Source organism: Pseudoalteromonas sp. QJM3NY_12 (genome assembly GCF_056173165.1).
On record NZ_CM149661.1, the window covers coordinates 3,099,176 to 3,112,580 of the forward strand.

9 protein-coding genes and 2 rRNA genes are annotated in these 13,405 nt (G+C 42.3%); 8 read left to right on the plus strand and 3 right to left on the minus strand.

The annotated features are described in order from the left end of the window. Nucleotides 1-18 precede the first annotated feature (18 nt). The 5 genes from gmk to AC0VZ5_RS14475 all read left to right on the plus strand — a co-directional run bounded on the left by gmk (nucleotide 19) and on the right by AC0VZ5_RS14475 (nucleotide 5,430). The gene (gene gmk, locus AC0VZ5_RS14455; RefSeq protein ID WP_138606310.1) at nucleotides 19-639 is read left to right on the plus strand and encodes a guanylate kinase; all 621 of its coding nucleotides are present in this window, start codon (nucleotides 19-21) and stop codon (nucleotides 637-639) included. A gap of 125 nt (nucleotides 640-764) precedes the next feature. Then, a complete protein-coding gene (gene rpoZ / locus AC0VZ5_RS14460; protein ID WP_008108220.1) occupies nucleotides 765-1,040 on the plus strand; it encodes a DNA-directed RNA polymerase subunit omega in 276 nt (91 codons plus the stop codon). Between the two features lie 127 nt (nucleotides 1,041-1,167). Next, complete coding sequence (spoT, locus tag AC0VZ5_RS14465) at nucleotides 1,168-3,273, plus strand: bifunctional GTP diphosphokinase/guanosine-3',5'-bis pyrophosphate 3'-pyrophosphohydrolase (RefSeq protein WP_109875868.1); 2,106 nt, start codon at nucleotides 1,168-1,170, stop codon at nucleotides 3,271-3,273. A gap of 12 nt (nucleotides 3,274-3,285) precedes the next feature. Continuing rightward, nucleotides 3,286-3,678: a RidA family protein gene (locus AC0VZ5_RS14470; protein WP_010392969.1), complete on the plus strand. Its 393-nt coding sequence runs from the start codon at nucleotides 3,286-3,288 to the stop codon at nucleotides 3,676-3,678. A gap of 147 nt (nucleotides 3,679-3,825) precedes the next feature. Next, nucleotides 3,826-5,430, plus strand: a complete 1,605-nt coding sequence (locus AC0VZ5_RS14475) for a DUF342 domain-containing protein (protein WP_475473419.1) — start codon at nucleotides 3,826-3,828, stop codon at nucleotides 5,428-5,430. Nucleotides 5,431-5,464: 34 nt separating this feature from the next. Here AC0VZ5_RS14475 and asnA read toward each other — a convergent pair whose 3' ends face one another. Next, the gene (gene asnA / locus AC0VZ5_RS14480) at nucleotides 5,465-6,460 is read right to left on the minus strand and encodes an aspartate--ammonia ligase (protein WP_475473421.1); all 996 of its coding nucleotides are present in this window, start codon (nucleotides 6,458-6,460) and stop codon (nucleotides 5,465-5,467) included. A 185-nt stretch (nucleotides 6,461-6,645) separates the two neighbouring features. Here asnA and asnC point away from each other — a divergent pair, with 185 nt between their 5' ends. Genes asnC through recG form a run of 3 tightly spaced genes read left to right on the plus strand, consistent with a single transcriptional unit; the run spans nucleotide 6,646 to nucleotide 9,971 of the window. Beyond that, complete coding sequence (gene asnC, locus AC0VZ5_RS14485; RefSeq protein ID WP_008108204.1) at nucleotides 6,646-7,104, plus strand: transcriptional regulator AsnC; 459 nt, start codon at nucleotides 6,646-6,648, stop codon at nucleotides 7,102-7,104. Nucleotides 7,105-7,145: 41 nt separating this feature from the next. Beyond that, nucleotides 7,146-7,832, plus strand: a complete 687-nt coding sequence (trmH, locus tag AC0VZ5_RS14490) for a tRNA (guanosine(18)-2'-O)-methyltransferase TrmH (protein WP_010392977.1) — start codon at nucleotides 7,146-7,148, stop codon at nucleotides 7,830-7,832. 57 nt (nucleotides 7,833-7,889) lie between these two features. Beyond that, nucleotides 7,890-9,971 carry an ATP-dependent DNA helicase RecG gene (recG, locus tag AC0VZ5_RS14495; RefSeq protein ID WP_075169554.1) on the plus strand — a complete coding sequence of 694 codons (2,082 nt, stop codon included), beginning with the start codon at nucleotides 7,890-7,892 and terminating at the stop codon, nucleotides 9,969-9,971. 150 nt (nucleotides 9,972-10,121) lie between these two features. Here the strand turns inward: recG and rrf are convergent. Further along, nucleotides 10,122-10,236, minus strand: a 5S ribosomal RNA gene (gene rrf / locus AC0VZ5_RS14500). A 137-nt stretch (nucleotides 10,237-10,373) separates the two neighbouring features. Next, nucleotides 10,374-13,258: ribosomal RNA gene (locus AC0VZ5_RS14505) — 23S ribosomal RNA — on the minus strand. Between the last annotated feature and the right edge of the window lie 147 nt (nucleotides 13,259-13,405).

A 13,405-nucleotide genomic window follows, 5' to 3' on the forward strand; every position in this document is an offset into this window, starting at 1 on the left:
CATTTTAGGTAAAAAATCATGGCACACTCTCGCGGAAACTTATTCATTTTATCGGCACCTTCTGGGGCAGGTAAATCTAGCTTAATAAATGCACTACTTAAAAAGCATGCTGATATGAAAGTATCGGTATCGCACACCACTCGCGCACCGCGCCCTGGTGAAAATAATGCAGAACATTACCACTTTGTATCAGTTGATGAGTTTAAAGCGCTGATTGCCAAAGATGATTTTTTTGAATGGGCACAAGTATTTGATAACTATTATGGTACTTCTAAGCAAGCGATTGAAGAGCAACTCGCCGCAGGCATTGATGTATTTTTAGATATTGACTGGCAAGGCGCTCGCCAAGTTCGAGAAATAATGGACGACGTAAAAACTATCTTTATTCTTCCGCCATCAAAACAAGAGCTAGAACAACGTTTAAATAATCGCGGCCAAGACTCTGCTGAAATTATTGCAGGTCGAATGGCGCAAGCTCAATCAGAAACCTCTCATTACAACGAATACGACTATGTTGTAGTGAATGATGATTTTGATACTGCTTTACGCGATTTAGAAACCATAGTAATTGCACAGCGATTAAGGCTAAAAGCACAAACAACACGTCATCAAACTTTAATTAATGAGCTGCTCAAGTAATCTAAATTACGATTAATTTTCGGTTCATGCCTTAAAATAGATAAAAATTAACCACTGGCTATTGGCGAAACTTGCTGCGTGCAGTAAACTACGCCTTTGCTTTTAAATTATTTTGGAGTGCTAAGATGGCTCGCGTAACAGTTGAAGATGCAGTAGATGCAATTGGTAATCGTTTTGACTTAATTTTAGTTGCGGCCCGTCGTGCCCGCCAAATTGCTGTTGGTGGTAAAGATCCACTAGTAGATCCTGAGAACGATAAGCCGACAGTTGTTGCTTTACGTGAAATCGAACTTGGTTTAGTTGATAATTCTTCAATGGATGTTATTGACCGTGAAGAACAACAACATCAAGAAGCGGCAGAACTAGCTGCTGTTGCTGCCATTGTTGGTGGCAACCAATAATCAACCGCCCGGTCTGATTTAGCTAACGGCATAGTTTTTCAACTATAGCCGTTGGCAATCCTTTGTTTTCATCGTATATTCGTAACTTATCCTAACTTATTTGCTTCACGAGAACATTGGAGTGTGAATGTATCTTTTTGAAGGTCTTAAAAAGAAAATCTCAAAATACTTGCCAGCAGACGATGTTGAGCTAGTTCAAAAAGCCTACGTGGTAGCCCGAGAGGCTCATGAGGGTCAAACTCGTTCAAGTGGCGAGCCTTACATTACTCACCCCGTTGAAGTCACTCAAATATTAGCAAGCATGCATCTTGACCATGAAACGCTCATGGCAGCACTCATGCATGATGTGATTGAAGATACCGATTTTAGCCAACAAGATTTAGCTGAAATATTTGGTGAAACGGTGGCAGAACTCGTAGAGGGTGTGAGCAAGCTTGATAAATTGAGCTTCAAAGATAAAAAAGAGTTCCAAGCTGAAAACTATCGAAAAATGATTATGGCAATGACCCAAGATATTCGGGTTATTTTAATCAAGCTAGCTGATAGAACACACAACATGCGCACATTAGGCGCACTTCGTCCTGATAAACGCCGCCGTATTGCTCGTGAAACCCTTGAGATTTATGCACCAATTGCTAATCGCTTAGGTATTCATGATATAAAAAATGAGCTAGAAGATTTAGGTTTTCAAGCACTGTACCCTATGCGTCATCGTGCACTTAAATCGGAAGTGGCTAAAGCGCGTGGTAATCGCAAAGAAGTTATTTCAAATATTCAAACTGAAATTGAAGCTCGCCTTGAAGAATCTGGCATAAAAGCGACCGTATCAGGCCGTGAAAAGCATCTATACAGTATTTATAAAAAAATGCTCAACAAAGAGCTGCTGTTTAACGAAGTCATGGATATTTACGCATTTCGTATTGCAGTAGACTCTATGGATACCTGTTATCGCGTACTTGGTGTAGCTCATAACTTATATAAGCCAATTGAAACCCGCTTTAAAGACTATATTGCTGTACCAAAAACTAATGGTTACCAATCATTACATACTTCTTTAGTTGGCCCGCATGGTATTCCTGTAGAAATTCAAATTCGTACTTTAGATATGGATCACATGGCTGATAAAGGGGTCGCAGCTCACTGGATGTATAAAAAGTCGGGTGACAATGCGGGTCATACTGCACAACAGCGCGCACGCCAATGGATGCAAAGCTTATTGGAATTACAACAAAGCGCAGGTTCCTCGTTTGAATTTGTAGAGAATGTAAAAACAGAGCTATTCCCAGAAGAAATTTATGTCTTTACCCCAGATGGTCGGATTATTGAACTTCCTATGGGTGCAACAGCGGTTGATTTTGCTTATGCAGTTCATACTGATGTAGGTAATACTTGTGTCGGTGCACGTGTGAACCGCAAGCCTTATCCTTTAAGTAAAGCCATTGATACAGGGCAAACAATAGAAATTATTACCAGTTCAGGCGCTCACCCTAACGCAACATGGCTTAACTTTATTGTTACTGGCAAAGCACGCTTAGGCGTACGCAACTACCTTAAAAGTCAACAGCATGAAGAAGCGTTATTACTTGGTCGTCGCTTACTTGACTCAGCGCTAGGGGAAAACAAATTTGATAACCTGCCAGCTGAAAATATTACCCGAGTGCTTGAAGAGCATGAGCTTTCCTCTACCTTAGAACTGCTAGTAGAGATTGGCTCAGGTAACTTAATGAGTATGCTGATTGCTAAACGCTTATTACAAAACGACAATGATGATTTAAACGATATCGCAAAGCGTGCCAAGGCAACCATTATTGGTACCGAAGGCATGTTGGTTAATTATTCTAAATGTTGTCGTCCTGTACCTGGAGACGCTATTACTGCCCATGTTAGCCAAGGTAAAGGTTTAACCGTTCATCGCCAAGAGTGTAAAAATATTCGTGGTTGGGAAAATGATCGTTCGAAATACCTAGTCGTAAAGTGGGATGATAATCCAGAAAAAGAATATATAGCGACTTTAAGAGTAGAAATCATTAACCACCAAGGTGCGCTGGCTAAATTAACCAATGTGGTCGCCACTACGCAGGCCAATATTGTAGAAATAGCTACCGATGAAAAAGAAAGTAATTTATACGTGATAGACTTAGGGATCACAGTTAAAAACCGTATTCATGTCGCCAATATTATGCGCCGCATACGTGTTATGCCCGATGTACAAAAAGTCTATCGTAAAAAATAAAATAGGAACATCATGAATAAAGCATTTATATCAACGGATAAAGCACCTGCAGCAATTGGTACATATAGCCAAGCAGTAAAAGTGGGGACAGCTGTTTATTTATCAGGGCAAATACCACTTGTCCCAGAAACAATGGACGTTATTTCTGAAGACTTTAGTGAGCAAACACATCAAGTATTTAAAAATATCAGTGCGGTTTGTGAGGAAGCTGGCGGTTCTATTCAAGACCTAGTAAAAGTTAATATTTACCTTACTGATCTTTCAAACTTTGCCATTGTGAACGAAGTTATGAGCCAATATTTTAAACAGCCTTACCCTGCGCGTGCAGCTATTGGCGTTCGTGCACTCCCTAAAGGTGTACAAGTAGAAATTGACGGCATTATGGAACTTCCTTCAACAAACTAACCTCTATAAGCTATGAGCGCCGCTCATAGCTTTTATCCCATTCTATAGCTACACTTTGATGAATTCTTGACTCAAAACTAAAATTCTAGCACTCTGTAATCACGTTATTTTATTAAACCTTACTTTTGTAGTAGAAAAGGATAACTTGTGTTTAAGCTTGCTCATAATGGCAATGTATTGCTCGATACGAGTAAATCTGCACCCACCAGTGCTGCTTTTATCATTGAAGCAATTGAACAATCGCCTTACAGCGAGTGTGAAATCGATCATGACGCCATAAATAACTATTTCAACAGTGAAACACCTGAACGAATCTTAGTCGTTGCAACACGCCACGATGCAACCTTAATCGTTGAAATCAGCGATGATAAAATGCTAGCCACTGGCACGCTCACTCTCGCCAAAGGTGGCGCAACACTCAGTTTTGATGAAGCTAAAAAAGAATTAGTGAAAGCGCATGTTGCTAGAGGTTATAAACAAGCATTTTTAGAGCAGCTTTTACAAAAGCAATTTGAGCTTCCACCTGGCTCTGTAGTTAGCGGGCCACTTGCTAAAGGACGTTTACCTACTGACGGCCAAGATAGTAAATTTAAAGCCATGGTTAAAACCTTAAAAGACCGCCTTAAAGCACCCAAATTAAAAGAAGACGGTAGTGTTGATATGCGTGATTTTGGTAAATTAGCAAGTGTTAAACCGGGTGAATTACTAATCCAGCAGCAACCTGCTACTCCTGGTCAAGAAGGGTTTACCGTGATAGGTGATGTTTTACCAGCCAAACCAGGGCAAGTTCATGCCCTAATTGCAGGTGAGGGTACTGAAATATCAAAAAATAACCCGATGGAATTACTTTCAACTATTGCCGGCGTGCCTGTTGAAATAAATAACGGAATGCGTGTTGACGATATTTTCACTGTTAACGATGTGTCTGTAAAAACAGGCCATATCGACTTTGAAGGTAGTGTAATAGTTAGTAAAAATGTAGAGCCAGGAATGAGGATAAATGCAACAGGTGACATTACCGTTTTTGGTACAGTCGAATCTGGAGAATTAACCGCCGGTGGCGATATACTTGTAAAACAAGGGGTGATTGGCCATCAAAAGCCTGAAGATAAATCACTGTCTTGCAGAATAATTTGCGCAGGTGATGTGCATGCCTCACACTCTCAATATTGCTACATTGAAGCTAACAGCATATTGCTTGACCGCCAAGCCAGCCACAGCTCAATGAAAGCAAAAAATATAATTCAAATTGGTCAATCAGAACTACCTAAAGGAAAGTTATTTGGAGGTGAAATTTTAGATGCCACTAAACTAATTGCCGGAGAAATTGGTAACGAATCAGGGGCTAAAATGGCAATTAATTTAGCCGCTTCAGCCACTCAAATGACCAAAGATATTGATAAATATTTTAGTGAATTAACAACTGCAAATGAACAGGTTGATAGCTTACAAGCTGCATTAGAAAAAGCAGATTTAATTAAAGATGCTGATAAAAAAAGCGAGCTCATGAATAAGATTGGATCAACTCAGATACATCATAGTCAACAAGCTGAACAACTAGAAAAGCAGATAGCGAGTTTAGAGCAAAAACTAAATACCATGCTCGATGAAGCCATTTTAACCGTAAATACCGTTTTACATTCTGGAGTGGAAATCCATATATTCAACAAGTTACTTAAAACAACTCGCAACTTTCCACCAAGTAATGTTAAGTTAGAAAACAATAAAATAGAAATTGAGTTTAAAACTTAATTATAAGGGGCTGTTAGTAACAGCCCCTTATTCTTTATAGTAAGCCGTCTACACTGTCATAGGTTTGCGCTGGCCACACACCTACCTGCACTTGCCCTATGTGTTGTTTTTGTAATAACAGCATAGCCAAGCGAGACTGACCAATACCACCACCAATTGTTTGAGGAAATTTACTTTCTAACAATGCTTTATGCCAATCAAACTCTAAACGGTCTTCGTCACCGGTAATTCCCAATTGAGCTTGCAAAACTTCAGGGCTCACTCGAATTCCCATAGATGATATTTCGAAAGCATCTTCAAGAATTGGATTCCATACTAAAATATCGCCATTTAATCCCATATACTGATCACATGTTGGTGTTGACCAATCGTCGTAATCTGGCGCTCTCACATCATGAATTTTACCATCACTTAATGCTCCGCCAATACCAATTAAAAACACAGCACCATATTCTTGAGCAATCGCTTTCTCACGCTGCTCAGCGCTAAAGTCAGGGTACATTTTACGCAGTTCTTCACTGTGTACAAAAGTAATTTTAGCTGGCAAAAATGCTCTTAAGCCAAAGCTTGCACTAACATATTGTTCAGTGGCTTTAATAGCTTGGTAAATTGTTTCAACCGTTTGCTTGAGAGTAGATAAAGAACGCTGCGTACTTTCACAAATAACTTGCTCCCAATCCCATTGATCAACATAAACAGAATGGATTGGGCTTAGTGAATCTTCATCAGGTCGCAACGCTTTCATTTGCGTATAAATTCCCTCACCTTGTGAAAAGCCATATTCACCCAAGGTTTTACGCTTCCACTTAGCAAGAGAATGCACCACTTCGTAACGGCTATCTGCAATCGCTTTAATATTCACAGCCACGGCGTTCTCGTGCCCACTTAAGTTATCCTGTGTACCGTCGCCTACTTTAGCTAAAATAGGCGCTTGAACTTCAATTAAGCCCAGTTTTTGTTCTAATTGCTGCGAAAAGAACTGCTTAACTTTACTTATTTGCTGCTGCTGCTGCACATAATGTGAACTCATAATAATTGGCCTCATTCCCAGTTATTGTATTTACTACTTAGCGCACAATTGCGCTTCAATGAGGTTATCGTAACAATTAAACTATTTAATTCAATATTCCATAATAAAAATAGCTTTACGATATTAAAACCATTAAAAAAATGGTATAAAAAAAACTAATACCATAATTAAAGACGGTTAAATCTATGGAAAATTATCAAATCGATAATCTTGATAAACAGATTCTGCATGCATTAATGGATAATGCGCGTACACCTTATGCTGAATTAGCAAAACGCTTTAGTGTAAGCGCAGGAACAATTCATGTGCGAATCGAAAAAATGAAACATGCAGGGATCATCACAGGTACTCAACTAACCATTAATACAAAGCAATTAGGTTACGATGTGTGTTGTTTTATTGGTATTAATTTGAACAACGCGCGCGATTATCCGCAAACACTTATAAAATTAGAATCATTAGAGGAAGTGGTCGAAGCATATTACACCACTGGTAATTACAGTATTTTTATTAAAGTAATGACCCGCTCTATCGATCATCTACAAGATGTACTAATCAATAAAATACAGGCAATAGAAGCCATTCAATCAACCGAAACCCTGATCTCATTACAAAACCCGATTAGTCGAACAGTGGTGCCTTAAGGTGAAAAATCTCGTATAATTTGCCGAAAAAGAGGACTCCAATGCAGCAAACTCGTTACCAAAGAATCGAAAGTGTACTTTCACGTCGTCAAACCGACCTTACCGTGTGTTTAGAAGACGTACACAAACACCATAACTTATCAGCAATTGTTAGAACGGCTGATGCCGTTGGTTGTCATCATGTGCATGCCGTGTGGCCAGAAAAACAAAAGTGGCTAACCAATAATACCTCTGGTGGTAGTAAAAACTGGTTAGACACACATCTTCACAGAAACATAGATGATGCCGTTGCAAGTATGCGTGCTCATAATCCTGATGTACAAATTTTAGCTACGCATTTAAGTGAAGATGCTGTCGACTTCAGAGAAATTGATTACACTAAACCGACTGCAATTATTGTCGGTCAAGAAAAAACGGGGATCTCTCCACAAGCCTTAGAGTATGCAGATCAAAACATCATTATTCCAATGCAAGGCATGGTGCAGTCGTTAAATGTATCCGTTGCAGCAGCCCTAATTTTATTTGAGGCGCAGCGTCAACGTGATCTAGCTGGTTTATACAATAGAAATATGCTGAGTGAAGAAATTAAGCACCCAATGTACTTTGAAGGCTGCCACCCAATTATTGCAAGGCAATGCAAACAAAAAAACCTACCTTACCCTGCTCTTGATGAAAACGGCGAAATTGTTGCTGATGAACAGTTTTGGCAGGCGTTAAAACATACTTGATGCATATACAGTGTATCAGTACACTTAACTTACTAAATAATAATAATTGAGCCTACATTGTCTAAACCTAGCTTAAGCCAATACCCAATCACAGAACTTAAAGGCGTTGGTCCTAAAATGGCTGAACGGCTCTTAAAGCTAGGTATTAGTACAGTACAGGACATGCTATTTCATTTGCCGCTTAGGTATGAAGACAGAACTCGTATTTATACAATTAGTGAGTTGACCCCTCATAGCCACGTAACTGTTCAAGCAACCATTGAAACCAGTCAAATAACCTTTGGAAAGCGGCGCATGCTGGTTTGCCAAATAAATGATGGTACAGGTAGGTTAACACTACGATTTTTTAATTTTACCGCAGCACAAAAAAATGCATTTAGCACAGGCAAAATAATTCGTTGCTTTGGCGAAATACGTCGCGGACGTATTGGCTTTGAAATGAGTCATCCTGAATACAGTATTAGCGACACTTTTGAACAACAACCAACATCATCAACACTTACGCCAGTCTATTCAACAACCGAGGGGTTAAAGCAGCTCTCTATTAGGGCGTTGAGTGAACAGGCAATAGAATTACTTCAAAAGTATGCAGTAGAAGAGCTACTTCCCCAACAATGGCAACCATCGCAACTACCGTTAAGTGATGCGTTATTATTACTGCATCGCCCTCCTAATGATGTTGATATAAGTGCGCTTGAACAAGGGACTCACCCAGCTCAGCAGCGGCTCGTATTTGAAGAATTACTGGCACAAAATCTCAGTTTATTAAAAGTAAGAGAACAGGGACAACAAGTTAAAGCCGTTGCACTTGAGCCCACTAATTCATTAGAAACACAATTTTTAGCACAATTACCCTTTGCGCCAACCAATGCACAAAGCCGTGTGGTATCAGAAATTAAAGCAGATATGCAACACGCTTACCCTATGATGCGACTTGTCCAAGGGGACGTTGGCTCTGGTAAAACACTAGTCGCAGCACTGAGCGCGTTAACTGCGATAGCAAAAGGCTACCAGGTCGCATTAATGGCGCCAACAGAGATATTGTCAGAGCAACACGGAATCAACTTTTCTAGCTGGTTTGAAAGCCTTGGAATAACGGTTGCTTGGTTAGGTGGTAAAACAAAAGGTAAAGAGCGCGTAAGTACACTTGCAATGATCGCCTCAGGTGAAGCGCAAATGATTATCGGTACCCATGCGTTATTTCAAGATGAAGTAAAATTTAACAATCTTGTACTTATCATTATTGATGAGCAACACCGCTTTGGGGTTCATCAACGTTTATCACTGCGTGAAAAAGGCCGCTTTGCTGATTGTTACCCACATCAACTAGTAATGACAGCAACACCAATACCACGTACGCTCGCAATGACCGCCTATGCAGACTTAGAAACCTCGGTGATTGACGAATTACCACCTGGGCGGACTCCTATCACTACAGTTGCGATTCCTGATACTCGTCGAGATGACATTATTAGTCGCGTAAAACTTGCCTGTAACGAACAAGGTCGACAGGTTTACTGGGTATGTACACTAATAGACGAGTCTGAAGTACTACAATGCCAAGCAGCGGAAGACAGTGCATTACAGCTAAAAGAAGCATTACCTGAGCTTGCTATTGGCTTAGTCCATGGGCGAATGAAAGCTACGGAAAAGCAAGCCATTATGAGCGACTTTAAAGCGGGTAAAATTCATGTACTTGTGGCAACAACCGTGATCGAAGTTGGGGTTGATGTGCCTAATGCGAGTTTGATTATTATCGAAAACCCTGAGCGCCTAGGTTTAGCACAGCTTCACCAACTACGTGGCCGCGTAGGCCGTGGAGCTACGGCATCTCACTGCGTGCTTTTATACCATGCACCACTTTCACATACCGCACAGAAACGGTTAGGAGTACTGCGCGATAGTAACGACGGATTTGTTATCGCAGAACGTGATTTAGAAATACGCGGCCCAGGTGAAGTCCTTGGAACAAAACAAACCGGCTTAGCAGAATTTAAAATTGCAGACTTAACAAGAGATAAGCAGACCTTAAATCAAGTTAGACCCATAGCACAACAGATGTTGAAGCAATATCCTCAGTATGTAGACCCTCTCATTCAACGCTGGTTAGGCAACAAGTCAAATTACGCACAAGCTTAGTTACTTATTCGCATAAAGCCACATATTAATTTTCCCAACTAGTTATTCCCTATACCACAACTATTTCCCTACACCTTGCGCCTGTTTTTTCACTTTCCTGCAGACGTAAAAAAGCCCGACTCTTTCGAATCGGGCTTTCTCTTATTTGGAGCCTGGTAATGACCTACTTTCACATAACAAATGCTACACTATCATCGGCGCTGTTTCGTTTCACTACTGAGTTCGGCATGGGGTCAGGTGGGTCCAAAACGCTATTGTCACCAAGCAAATTTGGTTGTCAGTCCGTATCGCTACGCACTAACTAAAATTTGGAATTCTGATAATAAAAGTTTTCAGTAATCTACTTTAGTCTATTAACTTCTTCGCTTGTTTCACTATCACATAAAACGCGTTTGGCGTTGTATGGTTAAGCCTCACGGGTAATTAGTACAAGTTAGCTTAATGGCTCACACCACTTCCACATCTTGCCTATCAACGTTGTAGTCTTCAACGGCCCTTCAGAGACTTTAAAAGTCTAGTGAGAACTCATCTCGAGGCCTGCTTCGCGCTTAGATGCTTTCAGCGCTTATCAGTTCCGAACGTAGCTACCGGGCAATGCCATTGGCATGACAACCCGAACACCAGCGGTTCGTTCACTCCGGTCCTCTCGTACTAGGAGCAACCCCTCTCAATTCTCAAACGCCCACGGCAGATAGGGACCGAACTGTCTCACGACGTTCTAAACCCAGCTCGCGTACCACTTTAAATGGCGAACAGCCATACCCTTGGGACCGACTTCAGCCCCAGGATGTGATGAGCCGACATCGAGGTGCCAAACACCGCCGTCGATATGAACTCTTGGGCGGTATCAGCCTGTTATCCCCGGAGTACCTTTTATCCGTTGAGCGATGGCCCTTCCATTCAGAACCACCGGATCACTATGACCTACTTTCGTACCTGCTCGACGTGTCTGTCTCGCAGTTAAGCTGGCTTCTACCATTACACTAACCGTACGATGTCCGACCGTACTTAGCCAACCTTCGTGCTCCTCCGTTACTCTTTGGGAGGAGACCGCCCCAGTCAAACTACCCACCAGGCACTGTCCGTAACCCCGATTCAGGGGCCAACGTTAGAACATCAAAACTACAAGGGTGGTATTTCAAGGACGACTCCACAAAAACTAGCGTCTCTGCTTCAAAGTCTCCCACCTATCCTACACATGTAGGTTCAATGTTCAGTGCCAAGCTGTAGTAAAGGTTCACGGGGTCTTTCCGTCTAGCCGCGGGTACACAGCATCTTCACTGCGATTTCAATTTCACTGAGTCTCGGGTGGAGACAGCGTGGCCATGGTTACACCATTCGTGCAGGTCGGAACTTACCCGACAAGGAATTTCGCTACCTTAGGACCGTTATAGTTACGGCCGCCGTTTACCGGGGCTTCGATCAAGAGCTTCTCCGAAGATAACCCCATCAATTAACCTTCCGGCACCGGGCAGGTGTCACACCGTATACGTCATCTTGCGATTTTGCACAGTGCTGTGTTTTTAATAAACAGTCCCAGCCACCTGGTCACTGCGGCTCCAATCAGCTTAGAGAGCAAGTCTCATCACCAATCGGAGCGTACCTTCTCCCGAAGTTACGGTACGATTTTGCCTAGTTCCTTCACCCGAGTTCTCTCAAGCGCCTTAGTATTCTCTACCTGACCACCTGTGTCGGTTTGGGGTACGATTCGGTATAATCTGAAGCTTAGAGGCTTTTCCTGGAAGTATGGCATCAGCAACTTCATCACCGTGGTGACTCGTCTCGTGTCTCAGCCTAACAGCAACCCGGATTTACCTAAGTCACTAGCCTACACACTTTCACATGGACTACCATCGCCATGCTTGCTTAGCCTGCTCCGTCCCCCCATCGCAATTATACCAAGTACGGAAATATTAATCCGTTTCCCATCGACTACGCCTTTCGGCCTCGCCTTAGGGGTCGACTTACCCTACCCTGATTAACATGGGATAGGAACCCTTGGTCTTCCGGCGTGCGGGTTTTTCACCCGCATTATCGTTACTCATGTCAGCATTCGCACTTCTGATACGTCCAGCATACCTCCCGGTACACCTTCAACCGCTTACAGAACGCTCCCCTACCACTCAGAATAAATTCTGAATCCGCAGCTTCGGTGCATAGTTTAGCCCCGTTACATCTTCCGCGCAGACCGACTCGACCAGTGAGCTATTACGCTTTCTTTAAAGGATGGCTGCTTCTAAGCCAACCTCCTGGCTGTCTGGGCCTTTCCACATCGTTTCCCACTTAACTATGACTTTGGGACCTTAGCTGGCGGTCTGGGTTGTTTCCCTCTTCACGACGGACGTTAGCACCCGCCGTGTGTCTCCCGGATATTACTTTACGGTATTCGGAGTTTGCAAAGGGTTGGTAAGTCGGGATGACCCCCTAGCCTTAACAGTGCTCTACCCCCGTAAGTATTCGTCCGAGGCTCTACCTAAATAGATTTCGGGGAGAACCAGCTATCTCCCGGTTTGATTAGCCTTTCACTCCTAACCACAGGTCATCCCCTAACTTTTCAACGTTAGTGGGTTCGGTCCTCCAATTGATGTTACTCAATCTTCAACCTGCCCATGGCTAGATCACCGGGTTTCGGGTCTATACCTTGCAACTATTCGCCCAGTTAAGACTCGGTTTCCCTACGGCTACCCTAATCGGTTAACCTCGCTACAAAATATAAGTCGCTGACCCATTATACAAAAGGTACGCAGTCACCCTCGAGGGGCTCCTACTGCTTGTACGTACACGGTTTCAGGTTCTATTTCACTCCCCTCACAGGGGTTCTTTTCGCCTTTCCCTCACGGTACTGGTTCACTATCGGTCAGTTGGGAGTATTTAGCCTTAGATGATGGTCCACCTATATTCAGTCAAAGTTTCACGTGCTCCGACCTACTCGATTTCACTTAAAATGCGTTTTCATGTACGGGACTATCACCCTGTATCGTGGCACTTTCCAGAGCCTTCCATTAACACATAATAAGCTTAAGGGCTGTTCCGATTTCGCTCGCCGCTACTATCGGAATCTCGGTTGATTTCTTTTCCTACGGGTACTTAGATGTTTCAGTTCTCCGCGTTCGCCTCGTTAACCTATGTATTCAGTTAACGATACCTGCAAGCAGGTGGGTTTCCCCATTCGGAAATCCTAGTCTCAAGTGCTTTTTACTAGCTTGACTAGGCTTATCGCAAGTTAATACGTCCTTCATCGCCTCCAACTGCCAAGGCATCCACCGTGTACGCTTAGTCACTTAACCATACAACCCAAACGGGTCTTTTTTTTGTGACAGTTTAACTTCGCCAGAAGTTAATATTGAATACTAAAGTAGATACCAATCAACAAACGTAAAACGTTTATTAAATGGCACTGAATGATACTGCTATCATTCTTTTTTACTTTTGAA